The sequence below is a fragment of the Nostoc sp. NMS4 genome, assembly GCF_017115095.1.
Classification (GTDB): Bacteria; Cyanobacteriota; Cyanobacteriia; order Cyanobacteriales; family Nostocaceae; genus Nostoc.
This window is the reverse complement of the sequence record NZ_JABXKI010000256.1, coordinates 1-20582: the sequence shown is the minus strand read 5'-3', so window position 1 is coordinate 20582 and position 20582 is coordinate 1. Positions and strand designations below refer to the sequence as shown.

General features: G+C 45.0%; 34 protein-coding genes. 33 read left to right on the top strand and 1 reads right to left on the bottom strand.

Annotation, left to right across the window (positions count from 1 at the left end; genetic code table 11):
- Window positions 1-922 precede the first annotated feature (922 nt).
- The 31 genes from rplC (at window position 923) to prfA (ending at window position 19185) form a co-directional block, all read left to right on the top strand.
- On the top strand, window positions 923-1555 hold the full coding sequence (rplC, locus tag HWQ37_RS23340; RefSeq protein ID WP_292751419.1) for a 50S ribosomal protein L3: 633 nt from the start codon (window positions 923-925) through the stop codon (window positions 1553-1555).
- A 161-nt stretch (window positions 1556-1716) separates the two neighbouring features.
- Complete coding sequence (rplD, locus tag HWQ37_RS23335) at window positions 1717-2355, top strand: 50S ribosomal protein L4 (protein WP_292751424.1); 639 nt, start codon at window positions 1717-1719, stop codon at window positions 2353-2355.
- On the top strand, window positions 2348-2662 hold the full coding sequence (locus tag HWQ37_RS23330) for a 50S ribosomal protein L23 (protein ID WP_094349089.1): 315 nt from the start codon (window positions 2348-2350) through the stop codon (window positions 2660-2662). Before rplD ends, HWQ37_RS23330 begins: the two co-directional genes overlap by 8 nt.
- A gap of 85 nt (window positions 2663-2747) precedes the next feature.
- On the top strand, window positions 2748-3611 hold the full coding sequence (rplB, locus tag HWQ37_RS23325) for a 50S ribosomal protein L2 (RefSeq protein WP_292751416.1): 864 nt from the start codon (window positions 2748-2750) through the stop codon (window positions 3609-3611).
- Window positions 3612-3757: 146 nt separating this feature from the next.
- Window positions 3758-4036, top strand: a complete 279-nt coding sequence (rpsS, locus tag HWQ37_RS23320) for a 30S ribosomal protein S19 (protein WP_012410721.1) — start codon at window positions 3758-3760, stop codon at window positions 4034-4036.
- 124 nt (window positions 4037-4160) lie between these two features.
- On the top strand, window positions 4161-4517 hold the full coding sequence (rplV, locus tag HWQ37_RS23315; RefSeq protein WP_265272229.1) for a 50S ribosomal protein L22: 357 nt from the start codon (window positions 4161-4163) through the stop codon (window positions 4515-4517).
- A gap of 54 nt (window positions 4518-4571) precedes the next feature.
- Window positions 4572-5354: a 30S ribosomal protein S3 gene (rpsC, locus tag HWQ37_RS23310; protein WP_292751409.1), complete on the top strand. Its 783-nt coding sequence runs from the start codon at window positions 4572-4574 to the stop codon at window positions 5352-5354.
- Between the two features lie 101 nt (window positions 5355-5455).
- Window positions 5456-5881: a 50S ribosomal protein L16 gene (gene rplP / locus HWQ37_RS23305; RefSeq protein WP_292751406.1), complete on the top strand. Its 426-nt coding sequence runs from the start codon at window positions 5456-5458 to the stop codon at window positions 5879-5881.
- Window positions 5882-5884: 3 nt separating this feature from the next.
- On the top strand, window positions 5885-6112 hold the full coding sequence (rpmC, locus tag HWQ37_RS23300) for a 50S ribosomal protein L29 (protein WP_179068334.1): 228 nt from the start codon (window positions 5885-5887) through the stop codon (window positions 6110-6112).
- Between the two features lie 6 nt (window positions 6113-6118).
- Window positions 6119-6367: a 30S ribosomal protein S17 gene (gene rpsQ, locus HWQ37_RS23295; protein ID WP_292751403.1), complete on the top strand. Its 249-nt coding sequence runs from the start codon at window positions 6119-6121 to the stop codon at window positions 6365-6367.
- 46 nt (window positions 6368-6413) lie between these two features.
- A complete protein-coding gene (gene rplN / locus HWQ37_RS23290) occupies window positions 6414-6782 on the top strand; it encodes a 50S ribosomal protein L14 (RefSeq protein WP_229547629.1) in 369 nt (122 codons plus the stop codon).
- The gene (gene rplX, locus HWQ37_RS23285) at window positions 6782-7135 is read left to right on the top strand and encodes a 50S ribosomal protein L24 (protein ID WP_292751399.1); all 354 of its coding nucleotides are present in this window, start codon (window positions 6782-6784) and stop codon (window positions 7133-7135) included. The genes rplN and rplX overlap by 1 nt, the downstream gene beginning before the upstream one ends.
- A 125-nt stretch (window positions 7136-7260) precedes the next feature.
- The gene (gene rplE / locus HWQ37_RS23280) at window positions 7261-7809 is read left to right on the top strand and encodes a 50S ribosomal protein L5 (RefSeq protein ID WP_100901246.1); all 549 of its coding nucleotides are present in this window, start codon (window positions 7261-7263) and stop codon (window positions 7807-7809) included.
- A gap of 20 nt (window positions 7810-7829) precedes the next feature.
- The gene (gene rpsH / locus HWQ37_RS23275) at window positions 7830-8231 is read left to right on the top strand and encodes a 30S ribosomal protein S8 (protein ID WP_012410712.1); all 402 of its coding nucleotides are present in this window, start codon (window positions 7830-7832) and stop codon (window positions 8229-8231) included.
- A 134-nt stretch (window positions 8232-8365) separates the two neighbouring features.
- On the top strand, window positions 8366-8914 hold the full coding sequence (gene rplF, locus HWQ37_RS23270) for a 50S ribosomal protein L6 (protein WP_292751394.1): 549 nt from the start codon (window positions 8366-8368) through the stop codon (window positions 8912-8914).
- Between the two features lie 2 nt (window positions 8915-8916).
- Window positions 8917-9279 carry a 50S ribosomal protein L18 gene (gene rplR / locus HWQ37_RS23265; RefSeq protein WP_292751392.1) on the top strand — a complete coding sequence of 121 codons (363 nt, stop codon included), beginning with the start codon at window positions 8917-8919 and terminating at the stop codon, window positions 9277-9279.
- A gap of 93 nt (window positions 9280-9372) precedes the next feature.
- On the top strand, window positions 9373-9900 hold the full coding sequence (gene rpsE / locus HWQ37_RS23260) for a 30S ribosomal protein S5 (RefSeq protein WP_012410709.1): 528 nt from the start codon (window positions 9373-9375) through the stop codon (window positions 9898-9900).
- Window positions 9901-10003: 103 nt separating this feature from the next.
- Window positions 10004-10447 carry a 50S ribosomal protein L15 gene (gene rplO / locus HWQ37_RS23255; protein WP_292729123.1) on the top strand — a complete coding sequence of 148 codons (444 nt, stop codon included), beginning with the start codon at window positions 10004-10006 and terminating at the stop codon, window positions 10445-10447.
- Between the two features lie 74 nt (window positions 10448-10521).
- Window positions 10522-11832 carry a preprotein translocase subunit SecY gene (gene secY / locus HWQ37_RS23250; protein WP_292751389.1) on the top strand — a complete coding sequence of 437 codons (1311 nt, stop codon included), beginning with the start codon at window positions 10522-10524 and terminating at the stop codon, window positions 11830-11832.
- 2 nt (window positions 11833-11834) lie between these two features.
- Window positions 11835-12389, top strand: coding sequence for an adenylate kinase (locus HWQ37_RS23245; protein ID WP_292751387.1), 555 nt, complete (start codon window positions 11835-11837; stop codon window positions 12387-12389).
- A 170-nt stretch (window positions 12390-12559) separates the two neighbouring features.
- The gene (gene infA, locus HWQ37_RS23240) at window positions 12560-12784 is read left to right on the top strand and encodes a translation initiation factor IF-1 (protein WP_006196724.1); all 225 of its coding nucleotides are present in this window, start codon (window positions 12560-12562) and stop codon (window positions 12782-12784) included.
- A 117-nt stretch (window positions 12785-12901) separates the two neighbouring features.
- Window positions 12902-13015, top strand: a complete 114-nt coding sequence (gene rpmJ, locus HWQ37_RS23235; RefSeq protein ID WP_015129703.1) for a 50S ribosomal protein L36 — start codon at window positions 12902-12904, stop codon at window positions 13013-13015.
- 115 nt (window positions 13016-13130) lie between these two features.
- Window positions 13131-13511: a 30S ribosomal protein S13 gene (gene rpsM / locus HWQ37_RS23230; RefSeq protein WP_292751384.1), complete on the top strand. Its 381-nt coding sequence runs from the start codon at window positions 13131-13133 to the stop codon at window positions 13509-13511.
- Between the two features lie 54 nt (window positions 13512-13565).
- On the top strand, window positions 13566-13961 hold the full coding sequence (rpsK, locus tag HWQ37_RS23225) for a 30S ribosomal protein S11 (RefSeq protein ID WP_069070761.1): 396 nt from the start codon (window positions 13566-13568) through the stop codon (window positions 13959-13961).
- Window positions 13962-14353: 392 nt separating this feature from the next.
- Window positions 14354-15301 carry a DNA-directed RNA polymerase subunit alpha gene (locus tag HWQ37_RS23220; RefSeq protein WP_292751379.1) on the top strand — a complete coding sequence of 316 codons (948 nt, stop codon included), beginning with the start codon at window positions 14354-14356 and terminating at the stop codon, window positions 15299-15301.
- Window positions 15302-15332: 31 nt separating this feature from the next.
- Window positions 15333-15683, top strand: coding sequence for a 50S ribosomal protein L17 (gene rplQ / locus HWQ37_RS23215; protein ID WP_094349105.1), 351 nt, complete (start codon window positions 15333-15335; stop codon window positions 15681-15683).
- 117 nt (window positions 15684-15800) lie between these two features.
- The gene (truA, locus tag HWQ37_RS23210) at window positions 15801-16649 is read left to right on the top strand and encodes a tRNA pseudouridine(38-40) synthase TruA (RefSeq protein ID WP_292751422.1); all 849 of its coding nucleotides are present in this window, start codon (window positions 15801-15803) and stop codon (window positions 16647-16649) included.
- A 65-nt stretch (window positions 16650-16714) separates the two neighbouring features.
- Entirely contained in the window at window positions 16715-17176 is a 462-nt protein-coding gene (gene rplM, locus HWQ37_RS23205) for a 50S ribosomal protein L13 (RefSeq protein ID WP_292751376.1), read from the top strand.
- Window positions 17176-17592, top strand: a complete 417-nt coding sequence (rpsI, locus tag HWQ37_RS23200) for a 30S ribosomal protein S9 (protein ID WP_104906415.1) — start codon at window positions 17176-17178, stop codon at window positions 17590-17592. Before rplM ends, rpsI begins: the two co-directional genes overlap by 1 nt.
- A gap of 148 nt (window positions 17593-17740) precedes the next feature.
- A complete protein-coding gene (rpmE, locus tag HWQ37_RS23195; RefSeq protein ID WP_069070756.1) occupies window positions 17741-17983 on the top strand; it encodes a 50S ribosomal protein L31 in 243 nt (80 codons plus the stop codon).
- Between the two features lie 104 nt (window positions 17984-18087).
- Complete coding sequence (gene prfA, locus HWQ37_RS23190; protein ID WP_292751372.1) at window positions 18088-19185, top strand: peptide chain release factor 1; 1098 nt, start codon at window positions 18088-18090, stop codon at window positions 19183-19185.
- A 16-nt stretch (window positions 19186-19201) separates the two neighbouring features.
- Here prfA and HWQ37_RS23185 read toward each other — a convergent pair whose 3' ends face one another.
- On the bottom strand, window positions 19202-19642 hold the full coding sequence (locus HWQ37_RS23185) for a hypothetical protein (protein ID WP_292751369.1): 441 nt from the start codon (window positions 19640-19642) through the stop codon (window positions 19202-19204).
- A gap of 241 nt (window positions 19643-19883) precedes the next feature.
- On the opposite strand from HWQ37_RS23185, the gene HWQ37_RS23180 reads away from it, so the two are divergent.
- Both HWQ37_RS23180 and HWQ37_RS23175 read left to right on the top strand, forming a co-directional pair.
- Window positions 19884-20246, top strand: a complete 363-nt coding sequence (locus HWQ37_RS23180; RefSeq protein ID WP_104906418.1) for a helix-turn-helix domain-containing protein — start codon at window positions 19884-19886, stop codon at window positions 20244-20246.
- 82 nt (window positions 20247-20328) lie between these two features.
- On the top strand, window positions 20329-20582 hold a 254-nt coding region (locus HWQ37_RS23175; RefSeq protein ID WP_292751362.1), incomplete at its 3' end, for a DUF29 domain-containing protein.

Genomic DNA, 20582 nt, shown 5'->3' with positions numbered 1-20582 from the left:
TGAGTTTTGTTTATCTCCTTGTCCCCTTGTCTCCCTTGTCTCCCTTGTCTCCCTTGTCTCCCTTGTCTCCCTTGTCTCCCTCATCTCCCTTCCCTCATCCCCCCCAGTCCCCACTCTCCAAAAATAACTCTTTAAATTACTAGACAAACATAAATAAATAATTTATATTATTAGATTGTGACCAAAAACGCAAATTAGGTTGACTTTTTACTGTCATTCTGAGGTAGTGTTAGCATCAAAAGCTGATGACTTAATCCAAATTGGATAATCTAACTCAGAGCGATCGTACACTGCTAAACTAAGAAAGCTTTCAGGTCAACATCGGAGCTGATGAAAGAATAACCAAAGTTAATTCTAAGCTCCAAGGTACGTTTACTCCTGTGCCTCCGAAAAAAAGCGGGCAAAAGCTTAAACAATAGTTTAAGGTGTTTAAGGAAGTAAAAACTGAGCAGCAATGTTGGTTTCATGGCATTACGTCAGTCTCAGTTAACGGATACTGGGCGGTAAAAACCGCTTAAGTCCAACTGCAACAAGGCAGTAGCCAATCTCCGGGAAGCCGTCTTATGGGCGTGTAAAAATCGGAAAACCCGCCGACAGCGCTGCCTCCAGAAAGTGCCAGAGCAATTGCTTGGACAAAAGCATTGCTGCACACAGCTTAAAGCTGTAGCGCCTTGCATTGATTCCAGAAGTTACTCCTTCCCAACGGGAAGAGACTTGTGGCTGTTCTGGTGATCTAATGAGTGAAGCTAAACAGATTCACCAAGCAGTACGGACACGGTTTGTTGTGTCCGAAAGCATTTGGAGCGGTTTATTGAAGCCATTCCAAATTTCCCAGGCTAACTCAGCCTAAACTGATGCGTACAAAGCGTGTCCTCTAGAGTCCAATTCCAAGGTCAGCAAGTAGAAAGGAGAACCAGTTACTGTGTCTGTAGGTATTCTCGGCACCAAGCTGGGCATGACTCAAATATTTGACGAAGCAGGAGTAGCTATTCCTGTAACTGTCATTCAAGCAGGGCCATGCACCGTTACACAAGTTAAAACAAAACAAACCGACGGTTACTTTGCCATTCAAGTTGGTTATGGCGAAGTTAAACCAAAGGCACTTAACAGACCACTACTGGGCCATTTGGCTAAATCATCTGCCCCAGCATTGCGTCACCTAAATGAATATCACACCGAAAGTTCTGGTGATTATGCTTTAGGTCAAGAGATTAAAGCTGATATTTTTAGTGCAGGTCAAATTGTCGATGTAGTCGGCACAAGCATCGGTCGCGGCTTTGCGGGGAACCAGAAGCGCAACAACTTTGGTCGCGGTCCGATGTCACACGGTTCCAAAAACCACAGAGCGCCCGGTTCTATTGGTGCTGGTACAACACCAGGTCGTGTCTATCCAGGTAAGCGGATGGCAGGGCGTTTAGGTGGCAAACGGATCACAATCCGTAAGCTGACCATAGTGCGAGTTGATGCAGAACGCAACTTATTGCTTATTAAGGGAGCAATTCCTGGAAAACCAGGCGCTCTAGTAAGTGTTGTACCTGCAAAAATAGTGGGATAGTCAAAAGTCATTAGTCAAGAGTCATTAGTCATTAGTCATTGGTCATTAGTTATTTGTCAATTCGTTAAAAGACAAGAAACAAATGACAGAGGACAAATGACAGAGGACAAATGGCAAAAGACCAATGACAAATGACAAAGGACAAAGGACAAATAACAAAGATGGTTGAAAGCGTAGTTAAAAATTGGCAAGGAGAACAGGTCGGCGAGACGACCTTCGAGTTGCGCACTGCCAAAGAAGAAACAGCGTCTCATATTGTACACCGCGCCTTAGTACGGCAATTGACTAATGCCCGTCAAGGAAACGCCAGTACAAAAACTCGTGCTGAAGTCAGAGGTGGCGGTCGTAAACCTTGGCGACAAAAAGGCACTGGTCGCGCTCGTGCAGGGTCTATTCGTTCACCATTGTGGCGTGGTGGTGGTGTAATCTTTGGGCCAAAGCCCAGAGACTTCGACCTAAAGTTGAACCGCAAAGAGCGACGTTTAGCACTGCGGACAGCATTTGTAGGTCGCACTGACGACTTAATCGTAGTAGAAGAATTTAGTACCGAGCTATCTCGCCCCAAGACTAAAGAATTAGTGGCAGCACTTGCGCGTTGGGGAGTAGTACCAGAAAGCAAGGCACTGTTAATTTTGTCTGAAATTGCGGATACAGATAACGTTTATTTATCAGCCCGCAACATTGAAAATTTAAAACTAATTGCAGCCGACCAGCTAAATGTTTTTGATTTACTGCACGCTGACAAAATTGTAGTTACGGCATCAGCCCTAGAAAAAATCCAGGAGGTCTACAGTGCCTAGCTTTGACCCCCGTGACCTTGCCGACTTAGTGCGTCGCCCAATCGTCACCGAGAAAGCGACCATCTTAATGGAGCAAAACAAATACACCTTTGAAGTAATTCCAAAGGCATCAAAGCCAGAAATCAAGGCTGCGATCGAAGACTTATTTCAGGTGAAGGTTGTAAAAGTCAATACCATCCTGCCACCGCGTAAAAAACGGCGCGTTGGTAAATTTATTGGTTATAAACCCCAATATAAGCGAGCGATCGTCACTGTCGCACCAGGGGATGAAGACAAGATTAGACAAGTTCTATTCCCAGAAGTCTAAAAAAGTTGTGAGTTAGGAGTTAAGAGTTACTGAACTCAAAACTCAAAACTCAGCACTCAGCACTCAGCACTCAGCACTTAAAAATATGGGTACTCGTTCTTATCGCCCTTATACCCCCAGTACACGCCAAGTTACAATCTCCGATTTTGCGGAAATTACCAAAACCGAGCCAGAGAAATCCCTAACAACCTCGAAGCATCGCGCCAAAGGTCGGAATAATCATGGGCGGATTACTAGTCGTCGGCGGGGTGGCGGACACAAACAGCTTTATCGGATCATCGATTTTAAAAGGGATAAACATAATATTCCTGCCAAAGTCGCAGCAATTGAATACGATCCTAACCGGAACGCCAGAATTGCCCTTTTGTATTACCAAGATGGCGAAAAACGGTACATCCTTCACCCCAACGGGTTGAAAGTTGGAACAATAATTGTTTCTGGGCCTGATTCTCCCTTTGAAGATGGTAATGCCTTACCGCTCTGGAAGATTCCCTTAGGTACTAGTGTTCACAACGTAGAATTCACTCCTGGTAAAGGCGGTCAAATTGTCCGTGCGGCTGGTGCTAGCGCTCAAGTCGTGGCAAAAGAAGGCAATTATGTAACTCTCAAGTTGCCTTCAGGAGAAGTCCGCTTGATTCGGCGCGAGTGCTACGCCACCATTGGGCAAGTAGGCAACACCGATGCGAGAAACCTGAGTGCAGGTAAAGCCGGACGAAATCGCTGGAAAGGTCGCCGTCCTAAGGTTAGGGGTAGCGTCATGAACCCAGTGGATCACCCACATGGTGGTGGTGAAGGTAGAGCGCCTATCGGTAGATCGGGGCCTGTTACACCTTGGGGTAAACCCACATTGGGCGCGAAGACACGCAATAAGAAGAAACTTAGCAGCAAGTTGATTGTGCGTCGTCGCCGTAAATCTTCCAAACGCGGTCGCGGTGGTCGTGAGTCTTAATTAGTAATGAGTACCGAGTCAGGAGTGCTGAGTGGAATTCTCAAACTCAACACTTAAAACTCAAGACTCAAAACTTGAGACTCAAAACTTGAGACTCGAAACTTAAAACTCAAAACTCAGCACTCAGAACTCAGCACTTAAAAACTATGGGTCGTTCTCTAAAAAAAGGTCCTTTTGTTGCGGATCATCTCCTAAAGAAAATTGAAAAGCTCAACGACAACAACAGAAAAGAAGTTATTAAAACTTGGTCACGAGCTTCGACAATTTTGCCTCTAATGGTAGGTCATACCATAGCTGTTCACAACGGACGCCAACACGTTCCCGTTTTTGTAAATGAACAAATGGTAGGACACAAGTTGGGTGAATTCGCCCCGACACGCACCTACAGGGGTCATGGAAAAAGCGACAAAAAAGCAGGTAGGTAGTTATTAGTCATTGGTCATTTGTCATTAGTTATTTGTCAGTAGAGACGCGATTAATCGCGTCTCTACAAAAGACAAAGGACAAAGGACAAAGGACGAAGGACGAAAGATAAAATTGGAGAAAATTATGGCTACTAATACTACTGAAGTAAAAGCGATCGCTCGTTTTATCCGCATCTCAGCTTACAAAGTGCGTCGGGTACTCGATCAAATCCGGGGGCGATCGTACCGAGAAGCGTTGATCATCCTGGAATTCATGCCCTATCGTGCCACTGATCCCATCTTGAAGGTTCTCAGAAGCGCTGCTGCCAATGCCGAACACAACGCTGGGTTAGATCGGACTCAACTAGTGATTACTCAAGCTTATGCCGATCAGGGTCCGCCGTTGAAGCGGTTCCAACCAAGAGCGCAAGGGCGCGCTTATCAAATTCGCAAACCGACGTGTCATATTACTGTGGCCGTTGCCGCCGCCCCAGAAAAATAAGCTTTTTTTACACGAATAAATTGCGTAAAGTAAGAAATTTTAGAGGAAGCATTCGTGGGACAGAAGATTCATCCAGTTGGTTTTCGCCTGGGTATCACACATGAACATCAATCCCGTTGGTTTGCTGTTCCCGATCGTTATCCAGAACTTCTCCAAGAAGACTATAAACTCCGTCAATACATAGAACAAAAGCTGGGTAGACAGGCTCAAAACAACGCCGGAATTTCCGAAGTGCGGATTGAGCGCAAAGCCGACCAAATCGACTTAGAAGTACGCACAGCTAGACCTGGGGTAGTAGTTGGTCGTGGTGGGCAAGGGATCGAATCCTTACGTACCGGACTCCAAGGAGTGTTGGGCGGTAATCGCCAAATTCGCATTAATGTAGTTGAAGTTCAACGAGTTGATGCTGATGCCTACCTAATTGCTGAATACATTGCTCAACAATTAGAACGCCGGGTTTCCTTTCGGCGGGTAGTGCGGCAATCGATTCAGCGTGCCCAACGCGCTGGTGTCCAAGGAATTAAAATTCAAGTCAGTGGGCGGCTCAACGGTGCAGAAATTGCCCGGACAGAGTGGACTCGTGAAGGTAGAGTACCTTTACATACCTTACGGGCTGACATTGACTACTCTTATTGCACGGCAAAAACTGTTTACGGCATTTTGGGTATCAAAGTATGGGTGTTTAAGGGAGAAATTATTCCTGGACAGGAACCAGATCCACTACCACCCGCAAGCCGCGATCGCGAACGTGATCCCCGCGATCGCGATCGTGAACCCCGTCGCCGTCAACAACAACGTCGTCGCCAGCAATTTGAAGACCGCTCAAATGAAGGATAAATCGTCATTAGTCATTAGTCATTAGTCATTAGTCATTAGTAAATGGCAGATGACAAATGACAAAGGACAAATGACAAATGACAAATGACAAGTAACAAATCATGTTAAGCCCTAGAAGAACTAAATTCCGCAAACAACAGCGCGGACGGATGGAGGGACTAGCCACGCGTGGTAGCACCCTCAACTTCGGTGATTTTGCACTCCAAGCGCAAGAACCTGCTTGGATTACCTCGCGTCAAATCGAGGCTTCTCGTCGGGCAATGACCCGTTATATTCGCCGGGGTGGACAAATCTGGATTCGGATTTTCCCTGATAAACCTGTAACCATGCGTGCGGCTGAAACCCGGATGGGTTCAGGTAAAGGTAATCCAGAGTTTTGGGTAGCTGTAGTCAAGCCAGGACGAATTTTGTTTGAAATCGGTGGGGTTTCGGAAGAAATCGCCCGTGAAGCTATGCGTTTGGCTTCATTTAAACTGCCCATCAAAACTAAGTTTATTGTGCGCTCTCAACCACAGGAGCAGGAGTAGCTTATGCCTCTTCCCAAGATTTCAGAAGCTAGAGAATTAAGCGACGAAAAGCTCTCTGATGAAATTGTCGCCATCAAAAGACAACTATTTCAGTTGCGCTTGCAAAAAGCCACCAGACAACTAGAAAAACCTCACCAGTTCCGACAATTGCGCCACCGCCTAGCCCAATTGCTGACGCTAGAAACAGAGCGCAAACGGGCAGCAAGTCAATCGGCTAAAGAAAAAAAGTAGGAGATTATGGCAGTTAAAGAACGAGTTGGCTTGGTAGTGAGCGATAAAATGCAAAAAACTGTGGTAGTCGCCATAGAAAACCGCGCTCCTCACCCCAAGTACGGCAAGATTGTGGTTAACACCCAACGATATAAAGTTCACGACGAAGAAAATCAGTGTAAAGTAGGCGATCGCGTTCGCATTCAGGAAACTAGACCTCTGAGCAAAACCAAGCGCTGGAAAGTCACAGAAGTCCTCAACGTCAAACCAACTTAAACCTCATCGTTGTTAGAAACTAACAACATTACAAGGGAGAATAATTGTGATTCAACCCCAGACTTACCTGAATGTCGCAGATAATAGCGGCGCTCGTAAACTAATGTGCATCCGCATCTTAGGCGGAGGCAACCGTCGTTATGGTTTTATCGGTGATAAAATTATCGCCGTTGTCAAAGATGCTACACCCAACATGGCTGTAAAAAAGTCTGATGTTGTGGAAGCAGTAATTGTCCGAACTCGGAAAGCTATGTCTCGTGACAGTGGTATGAGTATTCGCTTTGATGATAATGCTGCTGTAATCATCAATAAAGACGGTAATCCCAGAGGCACACGGGTTTTTGGCCCAGTTGCCCGGGAACTACGCGATAAAAACTTTACCAAAATTGTTTCTCTGGCTCCGGAGGTGCTTTAATGGCAACCAAAAAGGATACGCCCAAAGTATTCCACAAAATGCATGTCAAAACTGGCGACACCGTACAAGTGATTGCTGGCAAAGACAAAGGGAAAATTGGCGAAATTACTCAGGCACTTCCCCAACTGAGTAAAGTCATCGTCAAAGGTGTAAACATTAAAACCAAGCACGTCAAACCCCAGCAAGAAGGGGAATCAGGGCGAATTATTACCCAAGAATTCCCGATTCATAGCTCTAACGTCATGCTTTATTCCACCAAGCAAAACGTTGCCAGTCGTATTGGTTATACCTTCACCTCAGAAGGTAAAAAGGTCAGAAAACTTAAAAAAACTGGCGAGATTCTGGATAAATAGTCATTGGTCATTAGTCATTGGTCATTAGTTATTAGTAAAAAAACAAATAACAAAAGACAAAGGACAAATAACAAAGGACAATAAAAGTTCCCTGACCAAGCCCAGGGATATCAGGACAAAAAACTATGGCGACAACAAGACTCAAAACCTTATATCAAGAGACAATCGTTCCCAAACTGATTAATCAGTTTCAATATACCAACGTTCATCAAGTACCGAAGTTGGTCAAGGTTACGATTAACCGAGGTTTGGGTGAAGCAGCTCAAAATGCGAAGTCACTAGAGGCATCGATTAACGAAATTGCCTTAGTAACAGGTCAAAAACCAGTGGTGACACGGGCGAAAAAGGCGATCGCTGGCTTTAAGATTCGTCAAGGGATGCCTGTGGGGATCATGGTGACACTCAGAGCCGAACGGATGTATGCCTTTTTCGACCGACTAGTTAGCCTGTCACTACCCAGAATTCGGGATTTTCGCGGCGTTAGCCCTAAAAGCTTTGACGGACGTGGTAACTACACTCTGGGCGTGAGAGAACAGCTAATTTTTCCAGAAGTCGAATACGACAGCATCGATCAAGTCCGTGGGATGGATATTTCCATCATCACCACAGCAAAAAACGACGAAGAGGGTCGCGCCTTACTTAAAGAATTAGGAATGCCCTTTCGCGATCAATAAGTTCATCTATAGAGGGAACGATGGCGGCTAACGACACAATTGCAGATATGCTGACGCGCATCCGCAATGCCAACCTGGCGCGGCATCAAACTACACAAGTGCCAGCGACAAAAATGACCCGAAGCATTGCCAAAGTGCTACGGGAGGAAGGCTTTATTGCTGAAATCGAAGAAGCAGAAGAAGGGGTAAAACACAATCTGGTGATTTCCCTGAAATACAAAGGTAAAAACCGTCAGCCACTAATCACCGCCTTAAAGCGAGTGAGTAAGCCAGGTTTACGTGTTTATTCAAATCGAAAAGAATTACCAAGGGTACTAGGCGGCATTGGCATTGCCATTATTTCTACATCCAGTGGCATTATGACTGACCGCGAAGCGCGTCGTCAGAACTTGGGTGGCGAAGTGCTTTGTTACGTTTGGTAGTCATTGGTCATTAGTCATTTGTCATAGTCATTGGTCATTAGTCATTTGTTATTAGTGAAATACAAAGGACGAAGGACAAATAACAAAGGACAAAAGACAAAGGACAAAGGACAAATAACAAAGGACAAAAAGTCATGTCTCGTATTGGTAAACGTCCAATTACTATTCCCGCCAAGGTTCAAGTGGCGATCGATGGTACGAATATTGTGGTGAAAGGCCCGAAAGGAGAACTTTCTCGCACTCTCAGAGATAATGTCTCACTCTCTCAAGAGGGAGACATATTACAGGTAAATCGTCGGGATGAAACTCGGACATCGAAGCAATTGCACGGCTTGAGCCGGACTTTAGTTGCCAACATGGTCGAGGGAGTTTCCCAAGGTTTTCAGCGCCGGTTGGAAATTCAAGGTGTTGGTTACAGGGCACAAATTCAAGGGCGTAACCTAGTTTTAAATATGGGTTACAGCCATCAGGTGCAAATTGAACCACCAGAAGGAATTCAGTTTGCAGTAGAAGGCCCTACTAACGTTATTGTCAGTGGCTATGACAAAGAAATCGTCGGTAACACAGCCGCTAAAATTCGTGCCGTTCGTCCGCCAGAACCCTACAAAGGTAAAGGCATTCGCTATGCCGGTGAAGTGGTCAGACGGAAGGCTGGTAAGACTGGTAAGGGTGGTAAGAAGTAGAAATGAAACTTACTCGTAGAGAATCAAAAAATCGTCGTCATCGGCGTGTTCGTGGCAAAGTGATTGGCTCCCCAGAACGTCCGCGTTTAGCCGTATTTCGTTCTAATGAGCATATTTATGCCCAGCTAATTGATGATACTCAGCATCAAACCATCGTGTCCGCATCGACTGTAGAACCAGATTTGAAATCTAGTTTAGCGTCATGTGCAAACCGCGACGCGTCGGTGCAAGTTGGGAAGTTGATCGCAGTGCGATCGCTAGAAAAAGGCATCACCAAAGTAGTCTTCGATCGCGGTGGTAACTTATATCATGGTCGTGTCAAAGCACTAGCTGATGCAGCCCGAGAAGCTGGTTTAGATTTCTAAATTAGTCCTTTGTCATTTGTCCTTTGTCCCTTGTATAAGAGCTAATGACTAATGACTAATGACTAATGACTAATGACAAAAGAGGCATAAATTATGGCAACAGAGCGTAAAAGTAGAACAAAGCGTGCCAAAAAAGAAGAAACCACTTGGCAAGAGCGGGTTATCCAAATCCGCCGCGTAAGTAAAGTGGTGAAAGGTGGTAAAAAACTCAGCTTCCGAGCGATCGTTGTCGTTGGTAACGAACGCGGTCAAGTTGGAGTCGGAGTAGGCAAAGCCTCAGATGTAATAGGTGCTGTTAAAAAAGGTGTAGCCGACGGCAAAAAACACCTCATTGATATCCCAATCACCAAATCCAACTCCATCCCCCATCCTATTGATGGTGTCGGTGGCGGGGCAAAAGTGATTATGCGTCCAGCCGCACCTGGTACTGGGGTAATTGCGGGTGGTGCTGTGCGAACTGTGTTGGAATTAGCAGGAGTTCGTAATGTTTTAGCCAAGCAATTAGGCTCCAACAATCCGCTCAATAATGCTAGAGCCGCAGTTAATGCCTTATCTACACTGCGTACCCTTTCTGAAGTCGCCGAAGATCGCGGTATTCCTATTCAAAATCTCTACATCTAATTTAGTCATTAGTCATTGGTCATTAGTCATTAGTGAATAACAAAGGACAAATGACAAATGACAAACGACGAATGACAAACGACAAATGAGAACTTGATAAATTATGAGACTCCATGATGTTAAGCCGCAAAAAGGCTCAAAGAAACGCAAGAAGCGTGTAGCTAGAGGTATTTCTGCCGGTCAAGGCGCTAGTGCTGGTTTAGGTATGCGGGGTCAAAAATCTCGTTCTGGTAGTGGAACTCGACCAGGTTTTGAAGGTGGTCAACAGCCATTGTACCGCCGCTTACCGAAGCTGAAGGGCTTTCCGATTATTAATCAGAAGATTTACACTACGATTAATGTAGAGAAGCTAGCCTCCCTTCCCGCGAATACGGAAGTAACTTTGACCTCATTGAAAGCCGCAGGTATCCTGACTGCTGTCAAAGGGCCATTGAAAGTTTTAGGTAACGGGGAATTGAGTATTCCGCTCAAAGTACAAGCGGCGGCTTTCACAGGTTCAGCTCGTAGCAAAATTGAGGCAGCTGGTGGTAGTTGTGAAGTCTTATGAGTGAGCCGGAACAGCACACTTAAATGCAAGCCAACTCGCTGCCAGTGCTTGGTTCACTATAAAGGTAGCACTCTATGATCAGTCGAGATAAAGCTCCAACGGCTCAAGAAACTTTTATGCAGATGGCACAAGCAGCTGGCCTCAGAGGTAGGTTGCTTGTCACTGTCGGTATTTTAATTTTGGTTCGCCTGGGTATCTTCTTACCCGTCCCAGGGATTGATAGACCAAGATTTGCCGAAGCTATATCGGGCAGTAATTCCATATTCGGCTTATTGGATATATTTTCCGGGCGAGGACTTTCGACTTTGGGAGTCTTTGCTTTAGGGATTTTGCCCTTCATTAATGCGTCTATTATCATCCAATTGCTCACGGCGGCGATTCCAACTTTAGAAAATTTACAGAAAAATGAAGGGGAAGCCGGTCGGCGAAAAATATCGCAGATTACCCGCTATGTCACTGTAGGTTGGGCAATTCTTCAAAGTACAGCTTTTTCGGCATTATTCCTCCAGCAATTTGCCTTAAAGCCAGGGCCTATATTTGTAGCTGAAACTGCGATCGCTCTAACTGCTGGTTCTATGTTCGTCATGTGGGCATCGGAACTGATTACAGAACGGGGTATTGGCAACGGAGCATCATTGTTGATTTTTGTCAATATTGTCGCCTCATTACCAAAAGCTTTGGGCGATACCATCGACCTGGTGCAAGTCGGCGGTCGGGAAGCAGTGGGTCGGGTAATCGTGCTAGTCTTAGTTTTCCTAGCAACAATTGTTGGTATTGTGATTGTGCAGGAAGGAATGCGCCGCATCCCAATTATTTCGGCTCGTCGCCAAGTCGGTCGGCGAGTTTTGGCAGAGCAGCGTAGTTATCTGCCACTGCGGCTCAATCAAGGCGGCGTGATGCCAATTATTTTTGCTGCTGCCATTCTCAGTTTGCCACTGCTGATCGCCAATTTTACTAAAAATGCCGATTTGGCGAATATAGTTAACACTTATTTGAGTCCAAGCGGTTCTAGCTCGTGGGTCTATGCCTTGGTTTACATGGTTTCTATCGTTTTCTTCAGCTACTTCTATTCTTCGTTGATTCTCAACCCAGTAGATGTGGCGCAAAACTTGAAGAAAATGGGTTCTAGTATTCCTGGGATTCGTCCCGGCAAGGCAACTAGCGAGTATATCGAGCGCGTGTCCAACCGACTCACTTTTTTGGGTGCGATCTTTTTGGGCTTCGTTGCGATTATCCCCACCGCCGTAGAAAGCGCTTTGAATGTGAAAACTTTCCGGGGAATCGGTGCAACCTCGTTGTTAATTTTAGTTGGTGTGGCAATTGAGACAGCCAAACAAGTCCAAACTTATGTGATCTCTCAGCGCTATGAAGGAATGGTGAAATAATAGTGACGCGATTAATCTTCTTGGGGCCACCTGGAGCGGGTAAAGGAACACAAGCTCAAACCTTGGCTGAACACTTGAATATTCCCCATATTTCTACGGGTGAAATATTAAGACAAGCCATGAAAGAGCAAACTCCTTTAGGAATCAAAGCTCAAAGTTATGTTGATAGCGGCGAGTTAGTACCCGACCAGCTAGTACAGGACTTAGTACAGGAGCGCCTCAGTCAATCAGATGCCAAAAATGGTTGGATTCTTGATGGTTTTCCCCGGAAAGTAACACAAGCAGCTTTTCTGGAGAAGTTACTGGAAGCAATACATCAAGGCGGCGAAAGGGTAGTCAATTTAGATGCACCAGATGAAATTGTCATCGCACGTTTGCTAGCTAGAGGACGAAAAGATGATACCGAAGAGGTGATTCGTCGTCGTTTAGAAGTATATCGCGCTGAAACTGCACCTTTAATTGATTATTATGGCGATCGCAAAAAACTCCTAACAGTCAATGGCAATCAGTCCCAAGAAGATGTCACTGATGAACTACAAAAGGTAATCGCTTCCTGAAAAAGAGGGGAAGTAGGGACTAGATAATTCCCGACTCCCCACTCCCAAGAAAAAGATCAATTTTAGCTAAGATATATTAATAAACTGTTGATATATTTCTTAAAGTGTGTTCTCTTGCAGATAAAGTGCTGCAACTGAACACGAAATTGTTGAGTTGAGGAAAAAACAAATTGTCTAAGCAAGATTTGATTGAAATGGAAGGCACCGTTACAGAGTCCCTGCCCAATGCGATGTTTCGCGTTGACTTGGACAATGGATTTAACGTGCTAGCTCACATTTCCGGCAAGATTCGCCGAAATTATATCAAGATTTTGCCCGGCGATCGCGTCAAGGTAGAGCTAACTCCTTATGACTTGAGCAAAGGCAGAATTACCTATCGACTACGAAAGAAGTAAGTATATGTAGAGAATTTTACCATAAAACCATTTTTTTGGCTGTTTGCTAGTCATAAAACTGGAATAATTTCCCTAGAAATGCTATAATTTTATATTTGGAGTCAAAAAATAAAAGGCATGAAAGTTAGAGCCTCAGTCAAGAAAATTTGTGAAAAATGTAACGTGATCAAACGTCGTGGTCGCGTTATGGTGATCTGCGTGAACCCCAAGCACAAGCAACGTCAAGGATAACACTCTTACCAACAGAGTGAGTTGTAACACGCATATCATCATTAAAACGAAAAGACGCGATTAATCACGTTTTTCCAACCAACAGTAATTGCGAGAACAATAGGGAGAGTTCATTGTGGCACGTATTGCCGGAGTAGACCTTCCACGCGATAAGCGCGTCGAGATCGGTCTGACTTACATCTATGGAATTGGTTTATCACGTTCTCAAGAAATTATAGCGGCTACTGGTGTGAACCCAGATATCCGCGTTAAGGACTTAAGTGATGCCGATGTGGCAGCCCTACGAGGGGAAATAGAAAGCAACTATCAAGTTGAAGGCGACTTGCGGCGCTTGGAGTCTTTGAACATCAAGCGCTTAGTTGACATTGGTACCTACAGAGGTCGTCGTCATCGCATGGGCTTACCAGTCAGAGGCCAAAGAACTCGCACCAATGCTAGAACCCGTCGGGGCAGAAGGCAGACAGTGGCTGGGAAGAAGAAGGCTCCAGGGAAATAATTTTGCAACGCTTGCTAATCCGAGCAAGTTTTACCTTAAATCAACTAAACAAGTATGGCGAGACAACCAACTAAAAAAACCGGGAGCAAGAAGCAGAAACGGAATGTACCCAGTGGAATGGCCTACATCCAGTCTACTTTCAACAATAGCATTGTCACCATTACCGATCAAAACGGAGATGTCATCTCTTGGGCTAGCGCTGGTTCTAGCGGTTTTAAGGGAGCAAAAAAGGGAACTCCCTTTGCAGCGCAAACCGCAGCTGAAAGTGCAGCCCGTCGAGCTATCGATCAAGGAATGCGTCAAATTGAGGTAATGGTCAGTGGGCCAGGAGCAGGTAGAGAAACCGCTATCCGGGCACTTCAAGGAGCAGGACTGGAAATTACACTGATTCGGGATATTACCCCGATTCCTCACAATGGTTGTCGTCCACCCAAGCGCCGTCGAGTTTAAATACTAAGACTTGGGCAGCGAGGACGAAAAGTTACAGCCGGCAATGACCACTTGAGCGTCTAACGTGCAAACTGTCATTGAGTGAAGGCTTGGGCGATCAGAAGCGTGTCAGATTTTCCGTCGGGAAAGCTGTTAAGCTTCAGGCCACCCAAAATATTATTAATCAATTTTGGATTTTAGATTTGCGATTTTAGATTGAACCCGATTATAAGGGTGCTGGGCCTCGTGGATTTTAAGTTGATGATTTAAGATTTGTTGCGCCAATCAGAGGCGGAGCATAAACGAAAAAAGCACAATCCAAAATCCAAAGTCCAAAATCGAAAATTGGCAATCAATTCTGGAGGCAATTGATTTGTCTGCTAGCAGCACCTTAGAAAAAGGGAGGCTCATCCGTGGCGCAGTTTCAAATTGAATGTGTAGAGTCGAATACCGAAGAAAGTCGGAACCATTACAGTAAATTTGTTTTGGAACCTCTAGAACGCGGTCAAGGAATAACTGTTGGCAACGCACTGCGGCGGGTTTTACTATCTAATTTAGAAGGTACAGCAGTTACAGCAGTGCGGATTGCTGGCGTTTCACATGAGTTCGCCACAGTTCCGGGCGTACGGGAAGATGTGCTAGAAATCCTCATGAAAATGAAGGAAGTTATTCTAAAAAACTATTCTTCGCAGCCCCAGATTGGGAGATTACTCGTTACCGGCCCAACAACAATCACTGCGGCGCATTTTGATTTGCCCAGTGAAGTAGAAGTCATCGATCCGACCCAGTATGTAGCCACCATCGCTGAGGGTGGAAAGCTAGAAATGGAATTTCGGATCGAGAAAGGCAAAGGCTATCGCACCGTAGAGCGAGGACGTGAGGAAGCCACATCGTTGGATTTTCTGCAAATCGACTCAATATTTATGCCGGTGCGAAAAGTCAACTACAGTGTTGAAGAATCTCGTGGGGAAGGGTTGATTCCAAAAGACCGACTATTGTTGGAAGTTTGGACAAATGGCAGTATTTCCCCGCAAGAAGCACTGTCTTCTGCTGCTGCGATCTTGGTAGATTTATTCAACCCGTTGAAAGATATCTCCCTAGAACCAACAGATACAGGTTCGGATATTCCAGACGATCCAACTGCTCAGATCCCCATCGAAGAGTTGCAACTTTCTGTGCGGGCATATAACTGTCTCAAACGGGCACAAGTTAACTCTGTGGCAGATTTGTTGGATTATACCCAAGAAGACCTCTTAGAAATTAAGAACTTTGGGCAGAAGTCAGCAGAAGAAGTCGTGGAAGCTTTGCAGCGACGCTTGGGCATCACCCTGCCAATGGAAAGAGGCTCTAAACACCCTTAAGAAAACAGTTCATAATTCATAGTGCATAATTATGCGTCACCGTTGTCGCGTCAAAAAGCTCAGTAAACCAGCCGATCAACGCCGTGCTTTATTGCGATCGCTCGCCACCGAGTTGATCCGTCATGGTAAGATCACCACCACTTTAATTAGAGCGAAAGTTCTCAGAAGTGAAGTGGAAAAAATGATTACCTTAGCCAAAAATGGCTCCTTATCAGCACGCCGCGAAGCTCTTGGCTATATCTTCGACAAACAACTGGTTCACGCTCTATTTGAGCAAGCTCCAACTCGATATGGCGATCGCCAGGGCGGTTATACCCGCATCCTGCGTACCGTACCGCGTCGGGGTGATAATGCCAAAATGGCCATTATTGAATTGGTTTAAGTCATTAGTCATTGGTTATTGGTCATTAAGTCATTAGTCATTGGTCATTAGTGAATAACAAAGGACAACTGACAAAGGACAAATGACAAAAAACAAATGACAAAGGACAAAATCTGTATGTTAGAAAGCCACCAGCCTACACAAACTCATCGAGTCGCCTTGGTAATCCAATACCTTGGCACTCATTTTCATGGCTGGCAACGGCAAAAACAACATCGGACAGTTCAAGAAGAGATAGAGATAGCGATCGCTACTATTCTTGGGCATCATGTAACATTACACGGTGCCGGACGAACCGATTCAGGAGTTCACGCTGCTGCTCAAGTAGCCCATTTTGAAGCAACAGGGTTAATTCCGCCTCACAAGTGGGCAACAATCCTAAATAGCTATCTGCCGCCAGATATATTAATCAGAGCTTCAGCTAGTGTCGATAACCGTTGGCACGCTCGCTTTAGTGCAGTTTATCGACGGTATCGCTACACAATATATACTGAAGATCGGCTTAACTTGTTTGTAAGACCCTTCAGTTGGCATTATTATTATGCACCCCTGGATGAATCTTTAATTGAAGCTGCCTTAAAACCTCTCTTGGGAAAGCATCACTTAGCTGCTTTTCACCGTGCAGGGTCAGAGCGATCGCATTCCTGGGTAGAGGTGCAAGCAGCAGAGTGTCGTCGCAGTGGGCCATTTATCCATATTGAAATACAGGCAGATGGATTTTTGTATGGCATGGTACGGCTGTTGGTAGGGATGTTAGTACAGGTAGGTTCTGGACAACGGACACTTTCTAGCTTTACCGAACTCTGGAAAGAAGAACGCCGGGAAGAAGTGAAATACGCCGCACCGCCTCAAGGCTTGTGCTTGTTGCGAGTCGGCTATCCCGATTTCCCCTTTCCAAAAGAGATTTGGTACGACACCTTGCCAAAGTTCGTCACTAGTCAAGAGTCATTAGTCATTGGTTCTTAATAACTACGAATGACAAAGGACAAATGACTAATGACAAATTAAAAATGACAAAGGACAAATGACAAATGACAACAGTTAAAACATACCTTCCTTCTCAAGCATCCCTTGAGCGTGAGTGGTACATAGTAGATGCCACTGATAAACGCCTCGGTCGCCTCGCCAGCGAAGTCGCCCAGGTATTGAGAGGTAAAAACAAACCCGAATATACACCCCACTTAGATACAGGTGATTTCGTAATCATCATCAATGCCGAGAAAGTAGCAGTCACAGGCAAAAAGCGCACTCAAAAGCTTTACCGCCGCCACTCAGGTCGCCCCGGTGGGATGAAAACGGAAACTTTCGCTAAACTGCAAGACCGCATACCAGAGCGGATTTTAGAACAAGCTGTTAAAGGTATGCTACCTAAAAATAGCCTTGGTAAGCAGTTGTTCACCAAGTTGAAAGTTTACGCTGGGCCTACGCATCCTCATGATGCTCAAAAACCTAAAGAACTAAAAGTTAGTACAATTCCTGGAGAAGAAAATTAATGGTAGTAGCAGATGCTAATAGCGGTCGCGCCGTATACTGGGGTACTGGTCGTCGTAAGAACGCAGTAGCACGGGTACGCTTGGTTCCAGGCACCGGTCAACTGATTGTGAACGGTAAAGATGGAACCTTGTATTTCCAATTCAACCCCAACTATCTGGGAGTGATTAAAGCACCCCTGGAAACTCTGGGATTGGAAAACGAATATGACATTTTGGTGAAAGCAGAAGGCGGTGGCTTGACCGGACAGGCTGATTCTGTTCGTTTGGGAGTTGCGCGTGCTTTGTGCCAACTAGACCCAGACAACCGCCCACCTCTGAAAACCGAAGGTTATTTGACTCGCGATCCGAGAGCAAAAGAGCGGAAGAAATATGGTTTACATAAAGCTCGGAAAGCGCCTCAGTATTCTAAGCGTTAGGGAATTGGGCATTGGGCATGGGGCATTGGGCATTGGTTTCTCCCACTTCCTCATCTCCCCCTACTCCATCATCTCCCCACTCCCCACTCGCTAGCTGCAATTTAAACCTGAAAGTTATAATTGATATAGATTCATCACAAAAAGAACAATGGCTAAAGCTGATATTCACCCCAAGTGGTATCCAGATGCTAAAGTTTACTGCAACGGTCAAGTTGTTATGACCATTGGCTCTACTAAGCCAGAATTGCACGTAGATGTTTGGTCTGGCAATCACCCCTTTTACACCGGCACTCAGAAGATTATTGACACTGAGGGTCGAGTAGAGCGCTTCCTGCGTAAGTACGGTATGAGCAGCACTCAAACATCTGGCGACGAACAAGACAAAAAGTAGCGAGTTGGCTCTGCTGTTAACGACGGCCCTGCATCAGCTGGGTCGATTTTCATTTATATGCTCGAGCCAACTTGTTATTTTTTTAAGGAGCGATCGCACTCGTCATGGCTGAATCATACTTACTGGATAAACTCAAATCCGTTGAACAAACCTTTAATGAGTTAACACGTCGTCTTGGCGACCCCGATACCGCTAGCAATCCTGATGAATATCAAGAAATTGCTAAGTCTCGTTCTTCTTTGGAAGAGGTAGTTAATACCTATGAAATTTGGAAAGCAGCCCAAGAAGACTTGATCGGAGCGCGTCAGGTTTACAAAGAATCTGCAAGTGACCCAGAGTTGCAAGAAATGGCATCACTGGAAGTAAAGGAACTTGAAGAAAAAATAGAACATTTAGAGTCTCGCTTGAAAGTATTGCTGCTACCACGCGACCCCAATGATGAAAAGAATATCATGTTGGAAATTCGCGCTGGTACTGGTGGCGATGAAGCAAGTATTTGGGCTGGCGATTTGATGCAGATGTACACCCGCTATGCCCAGACTCAAGGTTGGAAAGTTTCTCTAGTTAGCGAATCTCGTGGAGAAATGGGTGGCTGGAAAGAAGTCATTCTCGAAATTAAAGGTAATGACGTTTACAGCCAGTTAAAGTTTGAAGCTGGAGTGCATCGGGTGCAGCGCGTGCCGGCAACTGAATCTGGGGGACGGGTTCATACTTCCACAGCTACCGTGGCGATTATGCCAGAGGTGGATGATGTGGAAATTCACATTGACCCGAAAGATATTGAAATGACTACAGCCCGTTCTGGCGGTGCTGGTGGGCAAAACGTCAACAAGGTGGAAACAGCCGCCGATTTGATGCACAAACCAACAGGGATTCGGATTTTCTGTACAGAAGAACGCAGCCAGTTGCAAAACAAAGAACGGGCGATGCAAATTCTGCGGGCGAAGTTGTATGAGATGAAGTTACGCGAACAACAAGAAGCTGTAACTTCCATGCGGCGATCGCAAGTTGGTACTGGATCGCGATCGGAAAAAATTCGCACGTATAATTATAAAGATAACCGCGCTACCGATCATCGGTTAGGTCAGAATTATTCCCTTAACCCTGTTTTGGAAGGTGATTTAGAGACGCTTATCCAATCTTGTATATCTCTAGACCAACAAGAACGTCTGGCGGAGTTAGCGACTGCTGCCGCTAACTAATTTTTGTTGTTAAATGTTAATGTAAAACCACTTGTTGCTCTGTTTCTTTTAACACATACAGGTGGTTTTCTAATATTGCATCAAGTGCATCTTCTATTTCACTAGGATAATGGTAATAGGCAAATTCGTACTTCATAACGTAATTTAGCCTCGCCCATTCCTTGAGAGTTTGGCAGGTATAAATTAACTTTTCTACTTCCTTTTGCCAACGCGCAAAAATCCGGTAGCTAAAAAAGCTGCTGCATATATTGCCTTTTGCATCCCAGTAGGAAATACACACTTGATGTTTCAGAAGGTGGATTTTTTTGATTTGCTTAACATCGTAGCCTTTAACTTTTAAAGCTTCTTTGGTTTCTGCGTCAGAAATGTTCCACTGTTCTGGTTTAATTTTATTAGTGGCTATAAGATTTTTACCTTTGCGGCGATATTGATTAATTTTGCGTGGCTTGCGAAACATGATGCACCTTCGATATTATTATCTTCGCAGCAAAGTTGAGCTACTAGCTAAAGCGCCGTAGCAAACTAAGTTTTTTGGGTTGATTAAAGATAGATGGGTTCGTCTACTAGCTTGATACCTGTAGTTGCTGATTTACAACCAGAGATATAGTTTAATACTAAAACACAAGGCTGTCAATATAAAAGTAAACTTGTAATATTGAAAGTAGACTTGTAAATACAGTTGGCTAGCTATATAAGCAGTGAAGATCGAAAGCAAACAAAAACTGATTGAGATCATTAAACTAGCTCGCGGTTCAATGAGTCAGCGAGCCTTTGGTAAGCTTTTGGGAGTATCTGCTACTGCTGTTCAGATGTGGGAAAAAGGTGTGAAGGTTCCAGATACAGAAAATTTGGCTCAAATCGCATCGAAAGCAGGCTACACAATGGAAGAGTTAATCAGCTGCATTGATGGCAAGCCAATTCCAGAAACTTCAGATTTGAGTCTGATTCTGAGACAAATCCAGCACATGCCTTTGGCGCAAGTGGCTCAAATTGTGCAAGCTGCGGCAGATAGATTGGCGGCTGTGGCTGAAGCATCTGGGGATGAAGCAAAAGCAAGTTGAATATTAAAATAATTCGTAATTCGTAATTAAGTTTTTTTAACTAGCTCGTGGTTTCTTGCTGTTAAGATTCAACTCTATGGATATGGACAAACCTTTTTTGTATGACGAAGACTTCTATGGCTGGACACAGCAACAGGCTAAAGCTTTAGAGCAGAGGCTAGTTATGCAACTAGACTGGCAACACCTGCAAGAGGAAATTCAAGCTTTGGGGAGACAGGAGTATCGAGAACTCGTCAGTCGTCTGAGTGTATTACTCGGTCATCTACTGAAGTGGGAGTATCAACCCGAACAACGCTCTCGCAGTTGGTTTTTAACAATTCGAGAACAGCGTCGCGC